The organism is Azospirillum sp. Sh1 (assembly GCF_008365135.1).
Taxonomy (GTDB): Bacteria; Pseudomonadota; Alphaproteobacteria; order Azospirillales; family Azospirillaceae; genus Azospirillum; species Azospirillum oryzae.
In genome coordinates this window covers 89,404-112,727 of record NZ_VTTK01000021.1, presented here as the reverse complement: position 1 = coordinate 112,727, position 23,324 = coordinate 89,404, and the positions used below count along the sequence as shown (strand labels likewise).

At 69.3% G+C, this 23,324-nt stretch carries 22 protein-coding genes; 4 read left to right on the top strand and 18 right to left on the bottom strand.

Going from position 1 to position 23,324, the window contains the following annotated elements; translation table 11 throughout:
• Nucleotides 1-271: 271 nt before the first annotated feature.
• From FZ029_RS20475 to lptF, 3 genes are all read right to left on the bottom strand, one after another.
• Nucleotides 272-829 carry a flagellar biosynthesis regulator FlaF gene (locus FZ029_RS20475; protein WP_149271465.1) on the bottom strand — a complete coding sequence of 186 codons (558 nt, stop codon included), beginning with the start codon at nucleotides 827-829 and terminating at the stop codon, nucleotides 272-274.
• An 87-nt stretch (nucleotides 830-916) separates the two neighbouring features.
• Nucleotides 917-1,927, bottom strand: a complete 1,011-nt coding sequence (locus FZ029_RS20470) for a glycosyltransferase family 9 protein (protein ID WP_149271463.1) — start codon at nucleotides 1,925-1,927, stop codon at nucleotides 917-919.
• Nucleotides 1,924-3,081 (bottom strand): LPS export ABC transporter permease LptF, encoded by a 1,158-nt coding sequence (lptF, locus tag FZ029_RS20465; protein ID WP_149271460.1) that lies wholly within the window; start codon nucleotides 3,079-3,081, stop codon nucleotides 1,924-1,926. The genes FZ029_RS20470 and lptF overlap by 4 nt, the downstream gene beginning before the upstream one ends.
• 185 nt (nucleotides 3,082-3,266) lie before the next feature.
• Here lptF and FZ029_RS20460 point away from each other — a divergent pair, with 185 nt between their 5' ends.
• The 4 genes from FZ029_RS20460 (at nucleotide 3,267) to FZ029_RS20445 (ending at nucleotide 8,813) form a co-directional block, all read left to right on the top strand.
• Nucleotides 3,267-5,444: a glycosyltransferase family 41 protein gene (locus FZ029_RS20460; protein WP_247892416.1), complete on the top strand. Its 2,178-nt coding sequence runs from the start codon at nucleotides 3,267-3,269 to the stop codon at nucleotides 5,442-5,444.
• Between the two features lie 109 nt (nucleotides 5,445-5,553).
• Entirely contained in the window at nucleotides 5,554-6,882 is a 1,329-nt protein-coding gene (locus FZ029_RS20455) for a sorbosone dehydrogenase family protein (RefSeq protein WP_247892415.1), read from the top strand.
• Between the two features lie 45 nt (nucleotides 6,883-6,927).
• The gene (locus tag FZ029_RS20450; protein WP_149271454.1) at nucleotides 6,928-8,055 is read left to right on the top strand and encodes a cysteine desulfurase family protein; all 1,128 of its coding nucleotides are present in this window, start codon (nucleotides 6,928-6,930) and stop codon (nucleotides 8,053-8,055) included.
• An 86-nt stretch (nucleotides 8,056-8,141) separates the two neighbouring features.
• Complete coding sequence (locus FZ029_RS20445; RefSeq protein WP_149271452.1) at nucleotides 8,142-8,813, top strand: hypothetical protein; 672 nt, start codon at nucleotides 8,142-8,144, stop codon at nucleotides 8,811-8,813.
• Between the two features lie 59 nt (nucleotides 8,814-8,872).
• Here the strand turns inward: FZ029_RS20445 and FZ029_RS20440 are convergent, their stop codons facing one another.
• The 15 genes from FZ029_RS20440 to FZ029_RS20370 all read right to left on the bottom strand — a co-directional run bounded on the left by FZ029_RS20440 (nucleotide 8,873) and on the right by FZ029_RS20370 (nucleotide 23,283).
• On the bottom strand, nucleotides 8,873-9,601 hold the full coding sequence (locus FZ029_RS20440) for a porin (RefSeq protein ID WP_282184179.1): 729 nt from the start codon (nucleotides 9,599-9,601) through the stop codon (nucleotides 8,873-8,875).
• Nucleotides 9,602-9,984: 383 nt separating this feature from the next.
• Nucleotides 9,985-10,746 (bottom strand): 5-oxoprolinase subunit PxpA, encoded by a 762-nt coding sequence (locus FZ029_RS20435; protein WP_149271448.1) that lies wholly within the window; start codon nucleotides 10,744-10,746, stop codon nucleotides 9,985-9,987.
• A 58-nt stretch (nucleotides 10,747-10,804) separates the two neighbouring features.
• The gene (locus FZ029_RS20430) at nucleotides 10,805-12,379 is read right to left on the bottom strand and encodes a HAMP domain-containing methyl-accepting chemotaxis protein (RefSeq protein ID WP_149271446.1); all 1,575 of its coding nucleotides are present in this window, start codon (nucleotides 12,377-12,379) and stop codon (nucleotides 10,805-10,807) included.
• Nucleotides 12,380-12,417: 38 nt separating this feature from the next.
• Complete coding sequence (locus FZ029_RS20425; RefSeq protein ID WP_149271444.1) at nucleotides 12,418-13,440, bottom strand: biotin-dependent carboxyltransferase family protein; 1,023 nt, start codon at nucleotides 13,438-13,440, stop codon at nucleotides 12,418-12,420.
• On the bottom strand, nucleotides 13,437-14,204 hold the full coding sequence (pxpB, locus tag FZ029_RS20420; RefSeq protein WP_149271442.1) for a 5-oxoprolinase subunit PxpB: 768 nt from the start codon (nucleotides 14,202-14,204) through the stop codon (nucleotides 13,437-13,439). Before pxpB ends, FZ029_RS20425 begins: the two co-directional genes overlap by 4 nt.
• Before the next feature lie 57 nt (nucleotides 14,205-14,261).
• Complete coding sequence (locus tag FZ029_RS20415; RefSeq protein ID WP_149271440.1) at nucleotides 14,262-15,029, bottom strand: transporter substrate-binding domain-containing protein; 768 nt, start codon at nucleotides 15,027-15,029, stop codon at nucleotides 14,262-14,264.
• A 91-nt stretch (nucleotides 15,030-15,120) separates the two neighbouring features.
• Entirely contained in the window at nucleotides 15,121-15,909 is a 789-nt protein-coding gene (locus FZ029_RS20410) for a putative hydro-lyase (protein WP_149271438.1), read from the bottom strand.
• Between the two features lie 177 nt (nucleotides 15,910-16,086).
• The gene (locus FZ029_RS20405) at nucleotides 16,087-16,791 is read right to left on the bottom strand and encodes an ABC transporter ATP-binding protein (RefSeq protein ID WP_149271471.1); all 705 of its coding nucleotides are present in this window, start codon (nucleotides 16,789-16,791) and stop codon (nucleotides 16,087-16,089) included.
• 67 nt (nucleotides 16,792-16,858) lie between these two features.
• Nucleotides 16,859-17,578: an ABC transporter ATP-binding protein gene (locus FZ029_RS20400; protein WP_149199188.1), complete on the bottom strand. Its 720-nt coding sequence runs from the start codon at nucleotides 17,576-17,578 to the stop codon at nucleotides 16,859-16,861.
• Entirely contained in the window at nucleotides 17,575-18,609 is a 1,035-nt protein-coding gene (locus FZ029_RS20395) for a branched-chain amino acid ABC transporter permease (RefSeq protein ID WP_149271436.1), read from the bottom strand. The genes FZ029_RS20400 and FZ029_RS20395 overlap by 4 nt, the downstream gene beginning before the upstream one ends.
• Nucleotides 18,609-19,475, bottom strand: coding sequence for a branched-chain amino acid ABC transporter permease (locus FZ029_RS20390; RefSeq protein ID WP_085085914.1), 867 nt, complete (start codon nucleotides 19,473-19,475; stop codon nucleotides 18,609-18,611). The genes FZ029_RS20395 and FZ029_RS20390 overlap by 1 nt, the downstream gene beginning before the upstream one ends.
• Nucleotides 19,476-19,565: 90 nt before the next feature.
• Complete coding sequence (locus FZ029_RS20385) at nucleotides 19,566-20,906, bottom strand: ABC transporter substrate-binding protein (protein ID WP_211104180.1); 1,341 nt, start codon at nucleotides 20,904-20,906, stop codon at nucleotides 19,566-19,568.
• A 170-nt stretch (nucleotides 20,907-21,076) separates the two neighbouring features.
• On the bottom strand, nucleotides 21,077-21,997 hold the full coding sequence (locus tag FZ029_RS20380) for a LysR family transcriptional regulator (RefSeq protein ID WP_149271434.1): 921 nt from the start codon (nucleotides 21,995-21,997) through the stop codon (nucleotides 21,077-21,079).
• 57 nt (nucleotides 21,998-22,054) lie between these two features.
• Nucleotides 22,055-22,624 carry a hypothetical protein gene (locus FZ029_RS20375; RefSeq protein WP_109151800.1) on the bottom strand — a complete coding sequence of 190 codons (570 nt, stop codon included), beginning with the start codon at nucleotides 22,622-22,624 and terminating at the stop codon, nucleotides 22,055-22,057.
• Nucleotides 22,621-23,283, bottom strand: coding sequence for a ParA family protein (locus tag FZ029_RS20370; RefSeq protein ID WP_149271432.1), 663 nt, complete (start codon nucleotides 23,281-23,283; stop codon nucleotides 22,621-22,623). The genes FZ029_RS20375 and FZ029_RS20370 overlap by 4 nt, the downstream gene beginning before the upstream one ends.
• Nucleotides 23,284-23,324 lie beyond the last annotated feature (41 nt).

Genomic DNA, 23,324 nt, shown 5'->3' with positions numbered 1-23,324 from the left:
AATCGCTGTCCGACAAGGCCACGGCCACCGCAAAAACGACCGCCAGACCGCCAACTCAGCCTCAAACTGGCCGAGCCTTGAAAATCCCGGACAGCAGTGCGCGAAGGCGGGGATCCAGGAAACTCCGCAATCAAGGAGCTGAAATGGCTGGATTCCCGCCTTCGCGGGAATGACGGCCGAGAGAGGGCTCTGAATCGATAAGTTTGGAAGCCAACAAAAAAGGCCGGCGCCCCATCGGAGCGCCGGCCTTTTGCTGTCGATATGAACCCGCTCAGATCGAGATGCGCAGGGACTCGCGATTCACCGGCGCAGCGTCCGGGGTGGTCATCGGGCGCGGCGGCACGGCCGGGCGCAGGCCGGCGGGCGGCTGGCCCGGCGCCGGGGCAGTGGGCGCGGCCTGGGCGGCGGGCGCCTGCGGAGCGGCGGTCTGCGGCGTGCCAGGATGCGGCTGGGTCGCCTGCTGGGCGGCGATGAACTGGCCCTGGGCGGTCAGGCCGCTGGCGACGTTGCGATTGATGTTGACCAGCGTGTCGATCTTGCCGAAATCAAGGTCGACCAGACGGTTGGTCGTCTCACGGTCGACCAGAAGCGACAGGGCCGCGATATTCGTACGGACCTCCGGCGGATGGCCGCAATCCTCTTCGGTGATCGCCGCCTGGAAGATCGTCCACAGGCGCTGGTTCAGCTGAAGAGCCTCGCGGAAGGCCTTTTCGTCCTTGGCATGGCTGGCGGCGATGATACGGCGCGCCGCTTCCGCCAGGGCCCAAGCCTCGACGTCGCGCGGATTGTCCGAGGTCGGCTTGTTGGCGTAGGTGGGAGTCGGCTTCATTCCAAACCCTCGGGGGAAAACCCATCCGGTGGGGCTGACCTGCCCCTTTGCTTCGTCGCGGAAGTGTCGGTTATCCGGCCGGCTTTGTCAACGCAACGGGGGTACTTCGGCCGGTCCGCAAGCCCTTGCCGCAAACTGGTCACAAGTTCTATGCGTTTCGGACAGGAGTTCAATTGCGGTCTCCACCACCCGCTCCTCGCCGATGCCGTCCATCAGGCCACGGTCGTCGGGGTTGGCGGCGACGCGGGCCAGCAGGTCCGCCTGCGGCACGCTGCTGGTCACAACCCGGCCGCGCGGCCCCCAGGGACCATAGACGGCGGGATAGCCGGGGCCGAACAGCCCGACGGTCGGCACCCCCGCCGCCGTCGCGATGTGCATCAGCCCGCTGTCGTTGCCGACATAGAGCGCCGCCCGCTCCAGGCAGGCGGCGGCGGCCATCGGGTCGGTGCGGCCGGTCAGGTCGATGGCCTTAGATCCCAGCGCGTCCAGCACGGGCCGCGCCCGCTCCCGCTCCGGCGGGGCAGCCAGCACCGCCACCCGGGCGCCGGCCAGCGGCCCGCCCTCCCCGGTCAGGCGCAGCGCCAGCCGAGCGAAGCGGTCGGCCGGCCATTCCTTGCCCAGCCAGTTGGCCGTCGGCCCGATGGCGAGGAAGGGGCCGGTTCCGGCGGGAATCAGTGCGTCGGCCTGCTCCCTCGCCGCCGCGTCGATCCACAGGCGCGGGGCCGGCGGCGGCGACAGGCCCAGCACGGCGGCATTCTCCTCCACCTTGTGCATCGGCCGGGCGGCCTTGGCGTGGAAGGCGCGGCACCGGGCCGGCACCAGCCGCCCGACCGCCGAGTTGCGCAGATCGACCACCAGATCCCAGCGCGTTCCCACGCAGTCCAGCCACAGCCGCAGCCAGTGCCGCGCATAGGAGCGTTTGGCCAGCGGGATCAGCCGCTCCAGCCCCGGCACGGCGCGGAACAGCGGCGCCGGCAGCGGCCCGCAGGCGATGGTCAGCCGCGCCCCCGGATAGGTCCGGGTCAGATGGTCGAGCAGCCCGGTCGACAGCACCGCGTCGCCCAACCGGTTGGAGGTGATGAAGAGGATGCGGCTCATGAAGCGGGCCCGGCCGCCGCATCGGTTCCGGAAGCCGCCCCGCCCGGCGCGCCGCTCCGCCGTCCGGGCCGCAGGCTCAAGCCGCGCGACATCACCCACAGGGCCGGCAGCAGCGCCACCAGCGGCATGGCGTACATCAGCGGCACGAAGACCGTCGCCTTGCCGGCGAGGCTGGTCAATCCCAGCGCCCCCGCCTGCAACCCCATCACCAGCAGCACGGCGATGGTGACGCGGGACGACTGGCCGCGCCGGTTGAACTCGCCCGACAGCAGGGCCGACAGCGCCACCAGCGCATAGGTCAGGGCGAGCAGCGGCGACGAGAAGCGGTGGTGCAGCTCGGCGATCAGGCCGCGGCGCATGCGGTCGTCCTGGGCCGGGACGTTGCCGTCCATCAGCTCCGCCGTGGTGCGTTCGCGGGCATCCGGCCAGCGCTCCGCCGCCTGGGGCGCCACCGCCTTCAGGTCAACGGCATAGCGGTCGAAGAACAGCTGCGACAGCCGGTTGGTCTTGCGGTCCAGTTCCTGCCGGTTGCCGTCATAGACGACGAAGCGCGTGCCCTCCGGCCCGGTCTGCATCACCGCGCGGTCGCCCATGATCGTCACCGGCTTGTCCGGCTGGCGGCCGTCATGGATCAGCACCTTGTGCAGGTTGCCGTCGGCGTCGCGGTCGCGCAGGAAGACGCTGAAGCGGTCGCCGACCTCGTTGAACACGCCTTCGCGCAGGAACAGCTGTGAATAGTCGCTGCGCACCGTGTATTCCATCCGCACCAGTTCGCGGTGGGCGGCCGGCGTGATCCAGACGTTCAGGACGAAGACGACGGCCATCACCCCCACCGCCATCACCAGCGCCGGCGTCGACAGCGAGAATGGACCGACGCCGGCCGCCCGCATCACCACCAGTTCGCTGTCCGTCGCCATCTTGTTGTAGGTGAACAGGATGGCCCCGACCAGCGCCAGCGGCAGCACGATGCCGAGGAAGGTCGGCACGGTCAGCAGCAGCAGCCACAGGAACATGCCCATCGGCGCGCCGGCGCTGACCACGATCTCGATCAGGCGCAGCGACTGGCTGAGCCAGATGGTCAGCGTCAGGCCGGCGGTCGAATAGAGCGTGGCGATCAGCAGGTTGCGGAACAGGTACCGTTGCAGTCGGTTCATGGAGATCGGCCGAGATCTGTATAAGGCCGGCAAGCTGACCGCCCCGGCCCGCCGGGTCAAGTGTTGAAAACCGGCGGCGGCGATACGGGCGGTCCATCCGCCGCCATCCAACCCGCATTGCGCATCGGCACAGCATGCCGGGAAAGGGCTGGCACCGGCCCCCGCCAACCGGTATGACGGTCGTCATGGCGACGATCCAGGAAGCGATGGCTGCCGCGGTGGCGCATCATCAGGCCGGCCGGCTTGCGCAGGCGGCGGCCCTCTACCATGCCGTGCTCGACGCCATGCCCGGCCATGCCGACGCCACCCACCTGCTGGGGGTCGTCCATCTGCAGTCCGGACAGCCCGACCGCGCCGTCTCGCTGATCCGCGGCGCCATCCAGCAGAATCACCGGGTCGCCGACTATCACGACAATCTCGGCAGCGCCCTGAAGGCGCTCAGCCGGCTGGAGGAGGCGGTGACGGCCCACCGGCAGGCGGTCCGCCTGCGGCCCGAATTCGCCCAGGCGCTCTACAATCTGGGGAACGCGCTGGAGGCGCTCGGCCGGCTGGAGGAGGCGGCGACCGCCTTCCGGCAGGCGGCCGCGCGCCGTCCCGGCTATGCCCGTGCCCGCTTCAACCTGGGCAACGTGCTGGCGGCCCTCGGCCAGCGCGGGGAGGCCGACGACGCCTATCGCGCCGCCCTGGCCGACGATCCGACCTTCGTCGAGGCGCATGCGAACCGCGGCGGCCTGCTGCTGGCGCTGGACCGGCCGCGGGAGGCGGCGGCGGCATTGGCCCGCGCGCTGGCCCTGCGCCCCGACCATGCCCCGGCCCTGTCGAACCTCGCCGCCGCCCGTCTGGCGCTGGGCGACCGCGACGGTGCGGAGAGCGCCGCCCGCCATGCCATTGCATCCCGCCCGGATCTAGCCGACTGCCTGCTGCGCCTGGGCGAGGTGCGCCAGCGCGCCGACCGGCTGGGCGCGGCGGCCGACGCCTACCGCGCGGCACTGGCGCTGAACCCGGCCCTGGCGGAGGCGCATGCCAACCTCGCGCTGGTGCGGCAGGGCCAGGGGCTGCTCGACGCGGCGGAGCTGGGCAACCGGCGGGCGCTGGCGCTCGATCCGACCTTGGCCGACGTGCGCTCCAACCAGGCCTATCTGCTGCTGTTCCGGCCGGGGGTGACGGCGGCGGCGGTGCTGGAGGCGCATCGCGACTGGGACCGCGTCCATGGCGCGCCCCACCGCGGGCGCTGGGTCAAGCCCGGCAAGGCGACTGCCGCAGCCAAAAGCCCCAAGGGGCCGCTGACCGTCGCCATCCTGTCCGGCGATTTCCGCCGCCACCCCGCCGGCCTGTTCGCCGTCCGCACGGTGGAGGCGCTGCCCGCCCAAGACATCCGCCTGCTGCTCTACGCCAACCAGACGGAATCCGACGACGTGACCGGCCGCTTCCGCAAGGCGGCGGCACGCTGGACCCCGGTCGCCGGCCTGCCGGATGCCGAGGTGGCGAGCCGGATCCGCCACGACCGGCCGGACGTGCTGATCGACCTCGCCGGGCACAATGCCCGCGGCCGTCCCGGCGTCTTCACGCGCAAGCCGGCGCCGGTGCAGGTCGCGTGGTCCGGCTATATGGCGACCACCGGGCTTGCCGCCATGGATGCGCTGGTCGCCGACCGCCACCATGTTCCCGACGGGATGGAAGCCTTCTATGCGGAGCGGGTGCTGCGCATGCCCGACGCCTTCATCGCCTATGATCCGCCCGGCGACGATACGGAGCTTCCGTTGACGCCGCCGCCCTGCCTGTCGGGCGGGCCGGTCATCTTCGGCAGCTTCAACATCCTGACCAAGCTGAACGACGGCGTGCTGGCGGCCTGGGCGGCCATCCTGCAGCGGGTGCCGGACTCCCGCCTGCTGATGAAGACCAAGGCGCTGTCCTGCCCCGACACCGCCGATCTGTGGCGCGGCCGGCTGGCCGCCGCCGGCATCGCGCCCGACCGGGTGACGATGGTCGGCGCCACGAACAGCCTGGACCACATGCGCCGCTGCGCGTCGGTCGATGTGGCGCTCGACCCCTTCCCCTTCTCCGGCAGCACCACGACGCTGGAGACGATGTGGATGGGCGTGCCTGTCGTCACCCTGCCGGGAGAGACCTTCTCCAGCCGCCATTCGCTGGCCTTCCTGACCGTGGCGGGGGTGGAGGGCTGCATCGCCGCCGACCCGGCTGACTATGTGGAGCGCGCGGTTTCCTGGGCCACCGACCCGCAGCGGCTGGCGGAGCTGCGCCGAACCTTGCGCAGCCGCATGGCCGCCGGCCCTCTGTGCGACGGCAACCGGCTGGCCGCCGCCCTGGCTGCGGAGCTGCGGGCGCTCGCCCGGCCGCACTGAGAACCGCAACGGAACCAACACGTCCGCCCTGCCGTTGACCGTGGGTACTCCCTCCACGCCCACAGACGCGGGATTTCGGCGCATGCACAGCACCATACGGCCAGCCCTCATGCTATCCGCGACGGTCGCGGTCCTGTCGCTCGCCGGCTGCGGCGAACAGGCGACGCTGCCGGTGTCGGCCGGCACCGGTCCCAACCCGACCCTGCCGGAACCGAAATCCTCGCTGATCCCCACGGTCAACATCGCCGACGCCGTCGGCTGGCCGCAGGGCGCGCAGCCGGTCGCGGCCCAGGGGCTGAGCGTCACCCCATTCGCCACCGGGCTGGACCATCCGCGCTGGCTGCTGGCGCTGCCCAACGGCGACATCCTGGTGGCGGAGACCAACGCCCCGCCGAAGCCGGAGGACGGCAAGGGCATCAAGGGCTGGGTGATGGGGCTGGTGATGGGCAAGGCCGGCGCCAAGACGCCCAGCGCCGACCGCATCACCCTGCTGCGCGACACCGACGGCGACGGCAAGGCCGATGTCCGCGAACCCTTCCTGCAGGGGCTCTATTCGCCCTTCGGCATGGCGCTGGTCGGCAACGACCTCTACATCGCCAACACCGACGCGGTGGTGAAGGTGCCCTACAAGGAGGGCGACACGAAGATCACCGCCAAGCCGGTGAAAATCGTCGATTTGCCGGCCGGGCCGATCAACCACCATTGGACCAAGAACATCATCGCCAGCCGCGACGGCGGCAAGCTCTACGCCACCGTCGGGTCCAACAGCAATGTCGGCGAGAACGGGATGGAGGCGGAGCAGGGCCGCGCCGCCATCTGGGAGATCGACCTGAAGACCGGCGCGCACCGCATCTTCGCGATGGGCCTGCGCAACCCGAACGGCATGGACTGGAATCCGGTGACCGGCGCGCTGTGGACCGCCGTCAACGAGCGTGACGAGATCGGCAGCGACCTCGTCCCCGACTACATGACCTCGGTGAAGGACGGCGGCTTCTACGGCTGGCCCTACAGCTATTACGGCCAGCATGTCGACCAGCGGGTGGAGCCGCAGCGCCCCGACCTCGTCGCCAAGGCGATCCCGCCCGATTATGCGCTGGGCCCGCACACCGCCTCGCTCGGCCTCACCTTCTCCCGGAAGGGCGAGTTGCCGCCGAACCTGCAGCAGGGCGCCTTCATCGGTCAGCACGGGTCCTGGAACCGCGAACCGGCCAGCGGCTACAAGGTGATCTTCGTGCCCTTCCAGAACGGCAAGCCGTCGGGCGAGCCGGTCGACGTGCTGGCCGGCTTCCTCGACAGGGACGGCAAGGCGCAGGGCCGCCCGGTCGGCGTCACGCTGGACAACAAGGGCGCTCTGCTGGTCGCCGACGATGTCGGCAACGCCGTCTGGCGCGTCAGCGGCAGCAGTGCAGCCCAATCGGCGGAGCGGCCGGCGCAGTAACGCCACCCCTCCCCTTCCTCATGCAATGGCGCGATACTGTGCGCCATGATCTATCTCGACCATCTGGCCTCGACGCCGCTCGACCCGCAGGTTCTTGAGGCGATGCTGCCCTGGATGCGCGGCCAAGCGGTTGGCAACCCGCATGCCGCCCATCCGGCCGGTTGGCGCGCCGCCGACGCCATCGCGCAGGCGCGGGCGGAGGTCGCCGCCCTTGTCGGCGCGCAGCCGGGCGAGGTGGTCTTCACCTCCGGCGCCACCGAGGCCAACACGCTGGCGCTGCTTGGCGGGGTTCCGGCGGGCGGCGGCTGCGTCGTCTCGGCAGTGGAGCATGCCAGCGTGCTGGGCTGCCTGCCGGAACTGCGGCGGCGCGGCCATGCGGTGGCGATCCTGCCGGTGGATGCCGGCGGCCGGGTCGATCCCGCCGCCTTGGACGAGGCCCTGGCCGGTTTGCCGACACCGGCGCTGGTGTCGGTGATGGCCGCCAACAACGAGGTCGGGACGGTCCAGCCGCTGGCCGAACTGGCGGCGGTCGCGTCGCGCCACGGCGCGACGATGCACAGCGACGCGGTGCAGTCCCTGAGCACGCGCGCTATCGACATGGCGGCACTCGGGATCCACGGCCTCAGCCTGTCGGGGCACAAGCTGTATGGGCCGATGGGAATCGGCGCCCTGATCGTCCGCCGCCCCTTCCGGCCCGTGCCGGCCTCGCCCAGCGGCGGGCAGCAGCGCGGCCTGCGCGGCGGAACCTTGCCGACGCCGCTCTGCGTCGGGCTGGGCGTCGCCTGCCGGCTGGCCCGTGAACGGCGGGAAGAGGACGCCCGGCGCATCGGCGACCTGCGCGACCGGCTGTGGCAACGGCTGCGGAGCCGCCTGCCCGGCATCCGCCGCAACGGCGCGGCGGAAGGACTGGCCGGCTGCCTGAACGTCACCATACCCGGCATCGACGCCGCCGACCGTCTGCTGGATCTGCCGGAGCTTGCCGTCGCCACCGGCTCCGCCTGCCACAGCGGCGCGAGCGAGGCGTCGCATGTCCTGCTGGCGCTCGGCCTCTCCGTCATGGATGCCCATGCCAGCGTGCGTTTCGGCATCGGCCGCGACACGACGGCGGCGGAGATGGACGAGGCGGTCGACCGGCTGGCCGCCGCGCTGGGTTCGGCGGAGCCAAGGGAATGAATCGTCCGGCCTGAGCGTCTTCATCCAACCGGCTCGGCCAGCAAGGTCGATCCCGGCCACGAAACAAACAGCAACGGAGGAAACCCATGTTCAGTGCAAGCGTCCGGATCGCAGCGGCGGCCGCCTTCCTGTTGGCGATCCCAGGGGCTGCGGCGGCGCAGCAGACCGGCCCGTCCGCCATGACGTTCTTCGTCACCAGCGTCGGCACCGGCAAGGGAGCCGATCTCGGCGGGCTGAGCGGCGCCGACCGGCATTGCCAGCAGTTGGCCCAGGCTGCCGGCGCCGGCAGCCGCACATGGCGGGCCTATCTCAGCACCCAGGCCGCCGATGGCCAGCCGGCGGTCAACGCGCGCGACCGCATCGGCAAGGGCCCCTGGCAGAACGCCAAGGGCGACGTGATCGCCCGGTCGGTCGAAGAGCTGCACGGGACCAATGCCCTGACCAAGCAGACCGCATTGAACGAGAAGGGTGAAACGATCAACGGCCGCGGCGACCAGCCCAACACGCACGACATCCTGACCGGGTCGCAGCCGGACGGCACCGCCTTCCCCGCCGGCCAGGACATGACCTGCGGCAACTGGACCAGGAGCGGCACCGAGGGCGCCGCCATGCTCGGCCACCATGACCGCATGGGCCTGGACGAGCAGCCGCCGGCGAAATCCTGGAATTCCTCGCATGCTTCGCGCGGCGGCTGCAGCCAGGACGCGCTGAAGGGCACCGGCGGCGCCGGGTTGCTCTATTGCTTCGCGGCGAACTGACCGGCTCATCTCTCGTAACGGCGGGGGGAGGCGCCATCTCCCCGCCGATTCCGGTGCCGCTAGAACACCAGCCGGGTGCCGACCTTGACCACCGTGCCCATGGACCCGGCACCGCTGTCGATATTGGTGTCGGCCATCACCTGCCAGCGCGGCGTGATGTGGTAGGCCAGATCGGCAAGGTAATGGTCGCTGGCCGCGCCATTCTCCGGCAGCGTCCGCCTCGCCCGCAAGGACAGGGTCATGTCGCCGCGGCCATAGGCCAGCGCCGCGTTCAGGCTGCGGACCGACAGGCCGTCGGCCTCCTGCTGTTGGCGCAGGTCGCCGTCCAGCGTCACGCTCTGCCACGCGAACTGGGTTCCGACGATCCAGGACTGACGCGGCAGCCGGCGGCTGTCGCCGCGCACCCGTGCCCGGCTGGTTCCGGCGGAAAGCCGGGTGCTGACGCCGCCCATCAGGATGGTCTTGCGGACCGCCGCCTCCACCAGGTGCATCGCCTCGCGCGGATCCGGCATGTCGCCGACGCCACGCGGCATCGGCGTGTAGCTGGCGCCCAGTTCGAAGCCACGCAGTGGCGGGGTGTAGTAGGTCAGCTTCGCCGTCCGGCTTCCGGCCCCGGCGGCCGGCGGCAAGGCCGCCGCCCCCACCAGCCGGTTGCGGGCGCTGTCGGCCTGTCCGATTTCCAGCTCTCCCCACGAGACATCGACGGCCAAGAAATGTCGCTGATCTGCAACACTACCCTTTTGGTATAGAATATCGGCGGACGCACCGCTTGCCGATAAAATTGCCATTGCCGCCAGAATAGGCATGGAAATTTTTCGCTTCATTTGGCAAGCCCTGCGCTGTTCGGCCGATGGTCGACTGTCCGTTTGGTCGATACGGCCCTCTTGTATCCTTTCCGGTTTGAGGGATGTTCGTCTAAAATTCTGACAAAACTGTGACCCGGCTTTTGCATGCTGCGATGCAAAGATGGGGGATGGTTCTCGTATTACGGGAGGTCGTGAGAAAGCGCAGGCTGCCGGGTGCCCCCTCCCCATCCCTCCCCCGCTTCGCGGGAGAGGGGGCGGAATGCTTGCAGATGTTTTACAAAAAGCGGCCGAGTTCCCTCTCCCGCGAAGCGGGGGAGGGTTAGGGTGGGGGCAAAAACCTACACGATTTCAGCCACCCCCCGCCTTCACACAACCGCCCGAACCGCCACCCCCACCGCTTCCAGCGCCCGGCGCACCGTCGCTGCCATCGCCACCGCGGTGGGCGTGTCGCCATGGACGCAGATGGTATCCGCGACGATCGGCAGCCGGGTGCCGTGGCGGCTCTCCACCGCCCCGTCCAGCACCATACGCACCACCCGCGCCGCGGCCAGATCCGGGTCGTGGATCACCGATCCGACGACGCTGCGCGGCGTCAGCGTGCCGTCATCCTCATAGGTACGGTCGGCGAAGGCCTCGCGCGCCACGCGCAGTCCCAAATCCTGCCCGGCGCGCTCCATGGCGCTCAGCGGCGGGACGACGAACAGCAGGGCGGGGTCCACCGCCTTGACCGCGCGGGCGATGGCGCCGGCCAGATCCGGCTCCACCGCCGCCATGTTGTAGAGCGCGCCGTGCGGCTTCACATGGGTCACCCGCTGGCCCGACAGCGCGGCACAGGCCTGGAGCGCGCCCACCTGATAGGCGACCAGCCGTTCGACCTCCGTGGTAGTGATGCCGCGGATCACCCGGCGGCCGAAGCCGGAGCGGTCCTCGAAGCCGGGATGGGCACCGATGCGCACGCCCTTCTCCCCCGCCAGCCGGGCGGTATCGGCCATGATGGTGGGATCGCCGGCATGAAAGCCGCAGGCGATGTTGGCGGAGGTGACGATGTCCAGCATTGCCCGGTCGTCGCCCATGGTCCAGGCGCCGTACCCCTCCCCCATGTCGCAATTCAGATCGATGCTCGTCATGGCAGTTCTCGCAGTTCTTTCATGGCAGATGATGGGCATGGAAGACGACAGGGCGTTCTTACGCCGCATCCGACTGTCGCAGGGAACGGATGAAGCCGGCAACCTCGCTGCGCATGGTCCCCATCTGCTCCGCCAGCATGCCGGCGGCGCCGTCCAGCTGGTTGGACGCGGCACCGGTCTGCCCCGCGACGTCGGAGGTGGCGTTGACGTCACCCAGCAAGGCGCGCACCCCCTGGGCCGCTTCGCTGACGCCACGGCCGATCTCCGCCGTCGCCGCATTCTGCTCCTCCACCGCTGCGGCGATGGAGGCGCTGATCTGGCTGAGGTCTTCCACCACGCGGGCGATCTCGACGATCTCGTCGGCGGCGGAGCCGGTGGAGCCCTGGATGGCGCGGATCTGCGTCTCGATGTCCTCGGTCGCCTTGGCGGTCTGCGTCGCCAGCGCCTTCACCTCGCCCGCAACGACGGCGAAGCCCTTGCCTGCCTCGCCCGCACGTGCGGCCTCGATGGTGGCGTTCAGCGCCAGCAGGTTGGTCTGCTTGGCGATGGCGTGGATCAGCGTCACCACCGCCGACACCCGGTCGGAGGCCTGGACCAACCCCGCCACCTGTTCGGTGGCCTTTGAGGCCCGGCGCGACGCCTCGTCGGCGATGGATTGCGAATGCTGCGCCTGGGCCGAGATTTCGCGGATCGACGCGACCAGTTCATCGACCGCGGCGGCCATGCCGTCGACCGAGGCGTTCACTGCCGCGGCATTGCCGGCGGCCTGCCGGCTGACCTCCCCGTTGTGCTCCGCCACGTCGGCAAGGCCGCGGGTGGCGGCGCCCATGCCATCGGTGGTGCGCAGCACCTCGCCCAGCACGCTGCCGACACGCCGTTCGAAATCGTCGGCGACCGCGGCGATTGCGGCATGCCGCTCCGCCTCGGCCTGCCGGCGCAGTGTGACCTGTTCGGCCTCCAGCCGCTGCTTGGCCGCACCATGCTCCTTGAAGACCTGAACGGCTTCGGCCATCCGGCCGATCTCGTCGCGGCGGTCGAGCGACGGCACGTCGACCTCGATGTCTCCGTCGGCCAGCCGCGTCATCACCCCGGTCAGCCGGACGATGGGCCGGGTGGCGCCACGCACCATTATGAACAGCACGCCGCACAGCGCCACCAGCGCCGCCAGCCCACCGCCGGCCAAAAGCCATGCCCGGTCCCGCGCCTGCCTCTCCGCCCGGCGGGGCGACAGGTGGATTTCCACCGTGCCGAGCGTATCGACGCGCACGCCGGTCTTGCGCTGGATGTCGGCGCGGCGGACCAGCACCGACGGTTCGCCGTCCGACACGTCGCCGCTTTGGGCGAAGACCTGCCCCTTGGGGTCGAGCACCCGGCTGCCGAGATAATCGGGGTCGTTGGACAGCGCGGCCAGCTGCGCTGCGGCGGATTCGGCATCGACGTTCCACAGCGGCTCCGCCAGTCCGCCGGCGATGACGCGGACGGTGACGGCGGCCCGGTCCTCCAATGCGGTGCGGGCATCCTCGCGGTTGACGGTGACGACGGCGGCTATGCCGGTCGCGCTGATGACCGTGACCATCAACGCGATGGGAACGACGACACGCATGGCAAGGGTACGGCCCACACGCTGCAGCATCGGGAGACCTCCATTGTGGGTGGCGGAAGGGAAGCGGGTCAGTCCCAGCCGGTGACGGCGCCGCCGATCAGGTTGAAGCCGAGCAGCCGGCCGCTGTCGTGCAGCGCGAAGCCGCCGGCCGATTGCAGAAGCGCCGGCAAGCCGTCCATCATCTCGCGGTGGCGGGCCTGGATGCGCCCGGCCTCCGCCGCATCGACGGCGGCGAAGCGCAGCCGCTCGCCCGGCCGCATCTGCGACAGCGCCGCGATGTCCGGCCCGACGACGCAGGCGATCTTGGGATAGCCGCCGGTGGTCTGGCGGTCGGCCAGCAGCACGATGGGCCGCCCGGTGCCCGGCACCTGCACGGCGCCCAGCGGGATGCCGTCGGAGGTGATGTTGAAGCCGCGCGCGTGTTCGATCACCGGGCCGTCCATCCGGCAGCCCATGCGGTCGGCCTCGTGGCTGACGGTGTAGTCCTCTTCCAGGAAGGCTTCGATCCCGGCCGCAGTGAAGTAGTCCTGCTGCGGCCCCAGCATGACGCGCAGCCGCCCGCCGCGCGCCGGCAGCAGCGACGGGTCGAGGCAGCGCTCTCCCCGATCCGCCGCCTGATCCAACGCCAGAGGCAGCCGGTCGCCGGCCTTCAGCGCGCCGCCGTCCAGCCCGCCCATACGGCTGCGTATGTGGGTGGCGACGCTGCCCAGAATCGGCTGAAGGGCGAAGCCGCCCTCCACCGCCCAGTAGCCGCGCATGCCGCTGCGCAAGGCGCCGATGCGCAGGGTCTGCCCGTCGGTCAGGCGCAGGCTGGTCCAGGCCGGAACAGGTTCGCCATCGACCGTCAGGTCGGCATCGGCGGCGACGGCGATGCGCACCGGCCCGCCTTCCACCACCACACTGTCGCCGGCCAGGGTGAACTCCACCACCCCCTCCCCCGGCCGGTTGCCGACCAGGGCGTTGGCGACGGCATGCAACAGCGGATCGGCCGCCCCGGCGACAGAGACACCATAGCGCTGATACCCGACCCGCCCGCGATCCTGGATGGTGGAGCTGGGACCGGCGGCCACGACACGAAGATGGGTGGTCATGCGGCGGCTCCCTGCCGCAGGACGGCGGGTGCGGTCACCGTTTCGCAGTCGGGCAGGTAGCCGCTGAGACCCTCCAGCCGGTCGAACTCGGCGGCGCTGATCGCCGTGAAGCGGATGCGGTCGCCCGGCGCCAGCAGGAAGGGAGGCTCCCGTTTGAGATCGAAGGTCCGCGCCGGGGTGCGGCCCAGCAGGTGCCAGCCGCTGGGCATGGCGATGGGGGAGATCGCCGCCTGCGCCCCGCCCTGCATGACGCTGCCGGCCGGGGTGACCATGCGCGGGTTCTCGCGCCGGGGCTGGTGCAGCACCTCCGGCAATCCGCCGAGATAGGCGAAGCCGGGGGAGAAACCCAGCATGTAGACGCGGTAGTCGGCGGTGCAGTGCAGCCGTACCACCTCCTCGGCGCTCAGTCCCGACCGGCGAGCCACATCGTCCAGATCCTCGCCGTGGGCGCCGCCGAAGCAGACCGGCACGATCCAGCGCAACTGCGGTTCCGCCGCCGTCTGGGTCAGCTCCGCCGCGAGGCCCAGCAGAGCTTGACCCAGCGGCTCCGCCGCCGTCACCGCCGGGTCGAACTGCACGAGGATCGAGCGGTATGTCGGCACCGTCTCCACGATGCCGGGAAGGGCGGCGTCGGCGATGCGGCGGTCCAACCGGTGGACGGCGGCGTTCAGGTCCTGGGCGATGCCGTCGCCCAACTCGACGATCAGGGCGCTGTCCCCGGCCGGCCGCAGCACGGGCGCCGGGAACGAAGTGGTCACGCTCATGGCGGCTTCTCGAAATCTGGTCGAAGGGGAAGGCGCCCGCCGCTCGGCGGGCATCTGTCAGCGGGCGTATTTGTCCAGGATCTGCTGGTAGGCGCCGCTGGCCTTCATCGCCGTGACGCCCTTGTCGAACTCGTCGCGCAGCGTCGTGGTGTCGCGCGCCTTGGTGAAGGCGATGTAGCTGGGAATGTCCTGCACCGCCGGGGTCAGTTCCTTGACCTTGTCCAGGGCGCCCGCCTGCTTCAGGAAATACTGCGCGACATAGCGGTTGCTGGGCATCACGTCGAAGCGGCCGGAGACCAGCTTCTTCACGTTGCTGTCGCTGTCGTTCGACTTCTCCACCGCCGGCAGCACGCCGGTCTTGATCGCGTCGTCGACGATGGAGCCGTAGCTGATCTGGTTGACCACGCCGAACTTGCGGTCGGCCAGCTTGGACAGGTCGCCGTCGAAGCTGACCGGGCTGTCCTTCGCCACGAACAGCGACACCACCTGCGGCACCAGAACCTGGGTGGAGTAGTTCAGGAACTGCTCGCGCTCCGGCGTCTTGTAGGCGGTGAAGATGGCGTCCGCCCCGCCCTCGCGCACGGTGTCCAGCGCCCGCGCCCACGGCATGATCTCCACCGTCACGCTGTGACCGGAGGCCTTCATTGCCTCCGTCACGATGTCATAGGCGATGCCGGCCGGCTTGCCGCCGTCGTCATAGATCAGCGGCGGAAAGCTGAGCGCCACCATGCGCAGCTGGTCGGCCGAGGCCGGCCCGGCGACGGCCAGCAGGCCGGCCGCAAGAATGGACGAGGACAGCAGGCGGGAGGAGAACGGACGCGGCATCGGGCAAGCCTCCACTGTTGCCGCGCGAGGCGGTTTGCCCGCGCGGCGGCCGGTATTGCTGGGATTTGAACGGGAGAGCGAGAAGGCGCGGTCAGAGCACCGACAGGTGGGTGTTCAGCAGATCGGTGATCAGCATGGCGCCGGGGCTGTGGGTGATGGCGATCGGCGGGCGGGCGTTGCGGATCGCGACCTGTGGCGTCACCCCGCAGGCCCAGAAGACCGGCACTTCACCGGGTTCGATGGGAACCGCCTCGCCATGTTCGGGATCGGCGATGTCGCGGATGCCGATGGCCGCCGGGTCGCCGAAATGCACCGGCGCGCCATGCACCGACGGGAAGCGCGAGGTGATCTGGATGGCGCGGATGGCGTCCTTCGGCACCATCGGCCGCATCGACACCACCATGTTGCCACGGAACCGGCCGGCGGGGGTGCAGGCGATGTTGGTCTCGTACATCGGCACATTGCGGTTCATCGCGATGTGGCGCACCGGCAGCCCATCGGCCAGAAGCGCCTCCTCGAAAGAGAAGGAGCAGCCGATCAGGAAGGCGACGAAATCATCCTGCCACAGATCGGTGATGTCGGTCGGCCCTTCCGCCAGCACCCCGTCGCGATAGACGCGGTAGCGTGGCACGTCGGTGCGGATGTCGATGTCGTGGCCCAGCGTCGGCAAGCGCGGATCTCCGACCTCCGACACCGCCAGCAGCGGGCAGGGCCGCGGGTTCGCCTGGCAGAAGCGCAGGAAGTCGCCGGCCCAGTCAGCCGGCAGGATGGCGAGGTTGGCCTGGACATGGCCGGGGGCGAGGCCGGCGGTCTGGCCGCTGACGGCGCCGCTGCGGATGCGCAGGCGTTCGGCGGCGGCGGGGAAAAGGGGATTGCTCATGGGGATGGTCCGGGGTTTGGTGTGTGTGGAAAGGTGCAGATTTGGAAACGTGCGATGCCCCCTCCCTAACCCTCCCCCGCTTTCAGCGGTGGAGGGGACTGCCGCCGCCTTCCCATAAGGCACCCTCTCCCTCGAAGAGGGGGAGGGTTGGGGAGGGGGCAATCGGAGGAACCACCCTCACATGCCCAGATAGGCCTGCCGCACCTCGTCGTTGCCCAGCAGGTCCTGGCCGCTGCCTTCCATCACGACGCGGCCGGTCTGGATGACATAGCCGCGGTCGGCGATCTCCAGCGCGCGGTGGACGTTCTGTTCGACCAGCAGCACGGTGATGCCGCGCCGGCGGATCAATTGGATGGTCTCGAAGATGCGGGTCACCAGCTTGGGCGCGACGCCCCAGGACGGCTCGTCCAGCATCAGTAGGTCGGGCTGGCTCATCAGGCCGCGGCACATCGCCAGCATCTGCTGTTCGCCGCCGGACAGGGTGCCGGCCTGCTGTTTCCGCCGCTCGCCCAGTACGGTGAAGGTGTCGTAGGCGAATTGGAGCGTTTCCTCGCGCTTGGCCGCATCGCTGGTGGTGAAGCCGCCCAGCATCAGGTTCTGTTCCACCGTCAGGCGGGGGAACAGCCGGCGGCCTTCCGGCACCAGCACCAGCCCGCGCTTCACCCGCTCGTGGGCCGGCACGGCGGAGATGTCCTGGCCCTTCAGCAGGACCGACCCGCCATCCAGCGCGTTCAGCCCGGCGACGGCGCGCAGCGTGGTGGACTTGCCGTTGCCGTTGCCGCCGACCAGCGCGACGATCTCGCCCCGGTTCAGGGTCAGGCTGACGTCGCGGATGGCCGGAACCCGGCGGTAGCTGGACTGGATGTTGCGGACCTGCAGCATCGCCTCGCCCACCGGCGCGACGGCCACCGGGCGGACGGGTTCGGACAGCGTCGGTTGGAGCATCGTCTCACTCCCCCAGATAGGCGGCGATCACCGCCGGGTTCTCGGCGATCTCGGCCGGGGTGCCGTCGGCGATCTTGGCACCATAATCCAGCACAAGCATCCGGTGGGCGATGGGCATGATGCCCTCCATCACATGTTCGACGATGATGCTGGCGATGCCGCGCTGGTGGATGCGGTGGACCAGGGCAGAGGCCTCGCGCACCTCGGTCGGGTTCAGGCCGGCCATCACCTCGTCCAGCAGGATCAGCTTCGGTTCGGTGGCGAGCGCGCGGGCGACCTCCAGCCGCTTCTGCTCCGACACCGTCAGGTCGGACGCCGGGGTGTCGGCCCGATGCGACAGGCCGACGAAGGCCAGTTCCTCTTCCGCCCGGTCACGCGCCTCGGCGACCCGCTTGTTGCGCAGCATGGCGCCGACCATGACATTCTCCAGCGCCGTCATCGACTGGAAGACGCGGACGATCTGGAAGGTGCGGGCGATGCCGAGCGCCGCCGCGGCCTCCGGCGTCGATCCGGTGACGTCGCGCCCTTCGAAGGCGATCCGGCCGGTGGTGGGGGTGTGGAAGCCGGCGAGGCAGTTGAACAGCGTGGTCTTGCCGGCGCCGTTCGGTCCGATCAGGCCGACGATCTCGCCATGATGGATGACAAAGCTGATGTCCCGGTTGGCGACCAGTCCGTCGAAGGCCTTGCCCAAGCCGTCCACGGCAAGCAGGGGAGCGGTGTTCATGGGCGGACCTCCATCTTCTCGGTCTTCACCGCAGCGGGCTTGGCACCCGGCAGGTGGCGCCGCAGGTCCCCCAGCAGGCCCAGCACGCCGGACGGGCTGAACACGGCGACCAGGATGATCATGGCGGCGTAGATGATCATGTCGGTGCCGGAGCCGGTGCTGCCGAACAGGGTGCGGCTGTATTCCTCGATGGTGATGAGGATGACGGCGCCCAGCACCGGGCCGGTCAGCCGGCCCACCCCGCCCAGGATGGCAATCAGCGCGATCTTGATGGAGATGGTGCCGGCGAAGACGGAGCCCGGATCGATGAACATCTCCTTCTGGGCGTAGAAGCTACCGCCCATCGCGGTCAGGAACGCCGACACCGACAGGGCGATCAGCTTGTAGCGGGTCAGGCTGACGCCCAGCGCGCGGGCCGCCTCCGGCTCGTCCTTGATGGCGCGGAAATAATAGCCGATGTGGCTGCGCTCGATCGCCCAGGACACCAGGATGGTCAGCACCAGCAGGCCGAGGATGATGTAGTAGTAGGGCAGCTTCGACAGGAAGATCAGCCAGCCCCAGCCGCCGCGGTCCATCGGCAGGTAAAGGCCGACGGCGCCCTCCAGGAAGTCGCTGTTGGTGACCAGGATCTGCATGATCTCCGCCACCGCGATGGTCGCCATGGCGAAATAATGCCCCTTCAGCCGGAAGCAGGGCCAGCCCATGACCAGCGCGAAAAGCGCGGCCAACAGCCCGCCGGCCAGGGCGCCGATCCAGGGCGTCAGCCCCAGCGTCGTCAGCAGCATGGTCGAGGTGTAGGCGCCGATGCCGTAGAACACCGCATGGCCCAGCGAGACCTGCCCGGCATAACCGCCGACGATGTTCCAGGCGACGCCCATCTGGGCGCCCATCAGGATCAGGATCAGGAAGTTCTGCTGCGACGGTTCGGTGATCGCCAGCGGCAGCACGGCGGCGAGGGCCAGCAGGGCGCCGGTGCCCATTGCTTTGGGCGAGATGGGCGCCTTGCGTGAAAGTGTGGTTCCGGTCGTCATCAGGCTTTCCCCAGCAGGCCGCGCGGACGCACCAGCAGCACGACCAGCAGCAGCGACAGCACGATGGCGGTCTTGTATTCCGGGCCGATCAGGAAGCCGCCCAGCACCTCGATCAGCCCGACGATGATGCCGGCCAGGAAGGCGCCGGTGACGCTGCCGAAGCCGCCCAGCACGACCACCACGAAGGCGATCAGGATGAAGTTCGACCCCACCTCCGGGAAGATCGGGAAGAAGGTGGCGATCAGCCCGCCGGCCAGACCGGCGCAGGCGGCGCCGATGCCCCAGGCAAGGGCGAACATCTTCTGCCCGTCGATGCCCATCAGGGTGGCCGCCTCACGGTCGATGGCGGTCGCCTCCAGCGCGGTGCCGAGGCGGGTGCGGTGCAGGAACATCCACAGGGCGCCGGTGACGCCGACCGCACCCAGGGCGGCGACGAACTGCGGCAGGCCGAACTGGACGGGGCCGAGCGCGATGTTGCCGCTGACCAGGCTGTGCGGGATCAGCCGGTGGTCCGGCTTCCAGAAGAATTGCGCCAGACCGCGCAGCAGGATCATCAGGCCGAAGGTCGCGAAGATCTGCGACAGCATCGGCGCCTTCAGGATGCGGCGGATCACCGTCTGGTAGACGATGACGCCCACCGCGAACAGCAGCAGCGCGGTCAGGGGAAGCGCCACGATGGGGTCGATGGCGAAGAGGGCGAAGGCCCAGAAACTGGCATACATGCCGAGCATCAGGAATTCGCCATGGGCGAAATTGACGATGTCCATCACGCCGAAGATCAGCGTCAGGCCCACCGCAACCAGGGCATAGATCAGCCCGATCAGCAGGCCCGAGACGAGCACTTGGATGAGAATGTCTGCGGTCATTGCCGCGCCCCTTTTGCGGTCAGGGTGGGCCGGAGGAGCGATGACGGGCAGGATCTCCCCCCGCCATCGCTCCAACGAAAAAGCGCCGCCTCAGCGGCCGTCCCAGGCCGGCATCGGGTAGACGACCGGCTTGGTCGCCACGTCGAACGGCCACACCGTCACATACTGGCCGCCCTGCACCTGGACGATGATGCCCTGGCCCAGCTCGTTCTGGCCGTTGGCGTCGAACTTGACGCCCTTCCACGGCATGATCAGGCCGCTGGCCGGGATGTCGGTCTTCTGAAGCGCTTCGCGGATCGCGTCGGGCTTGGTGGAGCCGGCGCGGTCCAGCGCGTCGGCCAGCACGGCGATGCCGGTGAAGGCGCGGGCGGAGTTGCCGTTGAAGTTCACGCCGGTCCGCTGGTGCATCAGGTCGTTGACCTGTTTGATCAGCGGGTTGCGCTCTGCCTGATCGAGCGCCCAGACCTCGCGGCTGATGACGAACTCGCCATCCTTGCCCATGGTCTTCAGGAACTCGCTGTCGTTGAAGCCGGCGTCGTTGGCCAGCAGCATCTTCGGCGAGAAGCCCAGCTCCTTGTAGGTCTTCATCGACAGGATGGCGTCGCCGAGATAGCTGGATTGCATGATGACCGCCGGGGCGGCAGCCTTGATGCGCTGCACCTCGGACGTCATCTGCGTCGTCTTCGCCGGATAAAGGATCTTCTCGGCGATGGTGAACTTCTGCTCTTCGGCCAGCTTCACCTGCAGCTTGGTCGTCTCGTTGCCCCACAGCGTGTTCTCGTTGAACAGCGCGACGCTGCGCAGCTTGTCGCCGGTCTTCTTCTCCATGTCGCCGAGGAAGGTGAAGAAGTTGCCGACGAACAGGTCGTCATGCGGCGTGGTGCGGAAGAACCATTTGAACTTGCGCTGGGTCAGCGAGGCCGACGAGGACTCGCCGTTCAGGAAGGGCACGCCATAGCGTTCGGCGACCTGGCTGGCGGTGGCGGTGACGTTGGAGAAATAGGCGCCGGTCAGCGCCACGACCTTTTCGCTGGTGATCAGGCGTTCGGCCTCGGTGGCGCCGACCTGCGGGTTGCCCTGATGGTCGCCGAAGATCAGCTTGATCTTGGCGCCGTTCAGATGCGGCAGGCCGATGCCGGCGACCAGCCCCGGAGGGGCGGGGATTTCCTTGTTGATGATGGCGGCGGCCAGCTCGGCGGCGGCCTTCAGTTCAACGCCGGTGGAGGCGGCGGCCCCGGTCAGCGGATAGATCACGCCGATGCGGATCTCGTCCTCCGCATGGGCAGGAGAAGCGCCGAAGCCGATGCCGGTCAGCGCGGTCGTGGTCAGCAGGGCCGCCGCCGCAAGCATGCGCTTGATCGTCTGCCGGCGGGTGGGGGCGTTGGCCGTGGGCGTGCGGGTGGGTTCGGTGATCGCTGCCGCGAACCGCATCGTGAATCTCCTCTGTTCAGTGCCTTGGTGGCTTGCGGCGCGTGCCTTTGCGGCTGTTCGATTGCGCCTCTGACAGGATGATGACACGAACAGTCTTGGGTCCGTCCAATCGTATGTTTTGATCTGGACTGATAAACAGTGACGATCAATCGCCAGCCGATGCGCGCAGGTCAATCCGCGGCACGGGGCGCCTCGTTGCCGGTCGTTGCCTCGTAATTGGCGGCCACCTCGGCCGCCAGATCGGCGACGACCGACGCCATGTGGTTCTCCGCCGTGGCGGAATGGGCGGCACAGAAGGTCATGCCCGGCAGGGCCGCCTGCGACCGGATCAGCCGCAGCCGCCCCTCCGCCAATTCGCGCTGGACGATGACGGTGGGGATCACGCTGACGCCGACGGCGTCCACCGCCATCCGTACGACGCTCGCGAGCGAACTGTTGCCGAACATCCGCACCGGCAGGCCGACGGACGAGAACATCTCGCGGATCACGCCATAGGGCTGAGTGGTGCGGGAAAAGGTGATGATCGGCCAAGCCGCCAGATCGGCCAGCGACACCGGCTCCGCCGGCAGCGCCAACGCCGGACTGGCCACCCAGCCCAGCGGATAATTGCCGACCGGGATCGCCCTGAACCGCACGTCCGTGTAGGAGGCCAGCATCACCGCCACGTCCAATTCATGCCGGGCGAGCGCATCGCGCAGGCTGGGGGAGGTTTCCACCTCGATCTCCAGAGACACGGCGGGGTAGAGGGCGTTCAGACGCTCGATCAGCTGGCTGAGCCAGGTATGGACCACCGTTTCCGCCACGCCAAGCCGGATGACGCCGCGGATAGCGCTGCGGTCCGCCACTGCGGTCAGCAACTCCGACCGCAGCGCCATCATCTTCTCGGCATAGGTCAGCAGGACCATCGCCTGCGGCGTCGGCGCCACCCGCCGGCCGACACGCTCGAACAGCACCACGCCCAACTCGTCCTGAAGCTGGGCGATGCGGGCGGAGACGGCTGGCTGGGTGGTGTTCAGCCGCTCCGCCGCCCGGCGGAAGCCGCCCAGCCGCATCGTCCAGATGAAGATCTCCAGCGATTTCAGGTCCAGCATGCCTCACCCATCCCCGTTCCGGATCATCGCACGCCACACCGTCATCGCCGGCTGCCCTCAGTCCTCGTCGGCCAGCGTCGCCAGTTCCGCCTCCAGCACCGCCAGCCGCTCGCGCAGCCGGTCGCGCTCCGCCTCCAGCGCCTCGCGGCGGCTGACATGGTCGATCGCCTTGTTCCGCAGATCGCGCTTGAAACGGACGATTTCCGGCCGGGTGACGTCGGGCCGGATCAGGTTGCGCTGGTCGGCCAACCGCAGCTGCTCGCTGGTCAGGGTGGCAAGCTGGTAGACGGTGGCGTAGCTCGGCGGCAGCTTCGGACCGGGCAAACGCCCGCTGTCCACCGCCTCCGCCACCATGCGCAGCTGGTAGGCGACCTGATAGCCGAAGGGCAGCTCGTTCTCGACCATCGCCTGGAACTCGCCATGCGGCAGGCGTGCCCGCGCCTGGACCAGATAGCGGCCGATCAGCAGGAACTTCTCCTGTGCGCTGCGCCAGAGGGTGGAGATTTCCTGGACGAACTCCTCGCGCCGGACAAGGTCGACCGTCGCTTCCGACATGCGTTCGATCCGTTCGTCCACGGCGATGTGGCGGCGGGCCTGGGCCTTGGAAACCTGCTTGAACCCGCTCATTGCGCCAGCTCCAGTTCGTGGCGGACGAAGGCCCAGACACCGGCGACATGCTCGGCCCCCTTGCCCCCCTTCAGCTCCAACAGGCCGAGACCGCGGCCGGCGGTGAACTGGATGTCCTCGTAATCCGGCACCTCGACCGGACAGATCCGGCCGTCGCCCAGCAGCTTGCGCTGCGCCTCGGTGAAGCCGCGGGTGCGCGGCTTGACGCGGTTCATGACGAAGGCGGCGTTCTTGCCATAGCGGCGGACGAAGCGCATCCAGGGCCGCACCGAATCCAGGTCGTCGTCGCTCTGTCCGGTCGGGACGACGATCAGGTCGGACGACAGCGCCAGCAGCTTGAACTCTTCCGGATGGTCCTCGATCGACGGCGGCGTGTCGATGACCAGCAGGTCGAAGCCCGCGATGCCGTCCAGCGCCGCCCGGATGTCGGTCGGCGTCATGCCCGCCTCGAAATGGGTGATGGACGCCATACCGTCCGGACGCTTGGCGAACCACTTGGTCAGGCTGCGCTGCGGATCGAGGTCCAGCGTTGCCACCGCGCAGCCGTCGAGCGCCGCCGCCACCGCGATGTTGCGGCTGAGCGTCGTCTTGCCGATCCCGCCCTTCGGGCCATTGACCAGCAAGCGCTTCACCGGCACGTGTCCCGTGTCGTTGCTCATTCCCATGCCCCTTATCGCCATCGGCTGTCGGCCCCTTTTAT

Bases quoted from the DNA above. Each gene is read 5' to 3' on its own strand.
- FZ029_RS20390 (WP_085085914.1), bottom strand. From the start codon at position 19,475: ATGACCGCAGACATTCTCATCCAAGTGCTCGTCTCGGGCCTGCTGATC.
- FZ029_RS20455 (WP_247892415.1), top strand. From the start codon at position 5,554: ATGCTATCCGCGACGGTCGCGGTCCTGTCGCTCGCCGGCTGCGGCGAA.
- FZ029_RS20385 (WP_211104180.1), bottom strand. From the start codon at position 20,906: ATGCGGTTCGCGGCAGCGATCACCGAACCCACCCGCACGCCCACGGCC.
- pxpB (WP_149271442.1), bottom strand. From the start codon at position 14,204: ATGAGCGTGACCACTTCGTTCCCGGCGCCCGTGCTGCGGCCGGCCGGG.
- FZ029_RS20425 (WP_149271444.1), bottom strand. From the start codon at position 13,440: ATGACCACCCATCTTCGTGTCGTGGCCGCCGGTCCCAGCTCCACCATC.
- lptF (WP_149271460.1), bottom strand. From the start codon at position 3,081: ATGAACCGACTGCAACGGTACCTGTTCCGCAACCTGCTGATCGCCACG.
- FZ029_RS20405 (WP_149271471.1), bottom strand. From the start codon at position 16,791: ATGCTGCAGGTCCGCAACATCCAGTCCAGCTACCGCCGGGTTCCGGCC.
- FZ029_RS20470 (WP_149271463.1), bottom strand. From the start codon at position 1,927: ATGAGCCGCATCCTCTTCATCACCTCCAACCGGTTGGGCGACGCGGTG.
- FZ029_RS20415 (WP_149271440.1), bottom strand. From the start codon at position 15,029: ATGCCGCGTCCGTTCTCCTCCCGCCTGCTGTCCTCGTCCATTCTTGCG.
- FZ029_RS20430 (WP_149271446.1), bottom strand. From the start codon at position 12,379: ATGCTGCAGCGTGTGGGCCGTACCCTTGCCATGCGTGTCGTCGTTCCC.
- FZ029_RS20445 (WP_149271452.1), top strand. From the start codon at position 8,142: ATGTTCAGTGCAAGCGTCCGGATCGCAGCGGCGGCCGCCTTCCTGTTG.
- FZ029_RS20400 (WP_149199188.1), bottom strand. From the start codon at position 17,578: ATGAACACCGCTCCCCTGCTTGCCGTGGACGGCTTGGGCAAGGCCTTC.
- FZ029_RS20375 (WP_109151800.1), bottom strand. From the start codon at position 22,624: ATGAGCGGGTTCAAGCAGGTTTCCAAGGCCCAGGCCCGCCGCCACATC.
- FZ029_RS20395 (WP_149271436.1), bottom strand. From the start codon at position 18,609: ATGACGACCGGAACCACACTTTCACGCAAGGCGCCCATCTCGCCCAAA.
- FZ029_RS20380 (WP_149271434.1), bottom strand. From the start codon at position 21,997: ATGCTGGACCTGAAATCGCTGGAGATCTTCATCTGGACGATGCGGCTG.
- FZ029_RS20460 (WP_247892416.1), top strand. From the start codon at position 3,267: ATGGCGACGATCCAGGAAGCGATGGCTGCCGCGGTGGCGCATCATCAG.
- FZ029_RS20450 (WP_149271454.1), top strand. From the start codon at position 6,928: ATGATCTATCTCGACCATCTGGCCTCGACGCCGCTCGACCCGCAGGTT.
- FZ029_RS20370 (WP_149271432.1), bottom strand. From the start codon at position 23,283: ATGAGCAACGACACGGGACACGTGCCGGTGAAGCGCTTGCTGGTCAAT.
- FZ029_RS20440 (WP_282184179.1), bottom strand. From the start codon at position 9,601: ATGGCAATTTTATCGGCAAGCGGTGCGTCCGCCGATATTCTATACCAA.
- FZ029_RS20410 (WP_149271438.1), bottom strand. From the start codon at position 15,909: ATGAGCAATCCCCTTTTCCCCGCCGCCGCCGAACGCCTGCGCATCCGC.
- FZ029_RS20435 (WP_149271448.1), bottom strand. From the start codon at position 10,746: ATGACGAGCATCGATCTGAATTGCGACATGGGGGAGGGGTACGGCGCC.
- FZ029_RS20475 (WP_149271465.1), bottom strand. From the start codon at position 829: ATGAAGCCGACTCCCACCTACGCCAACAAGCCGACCTCGGACAATCCG.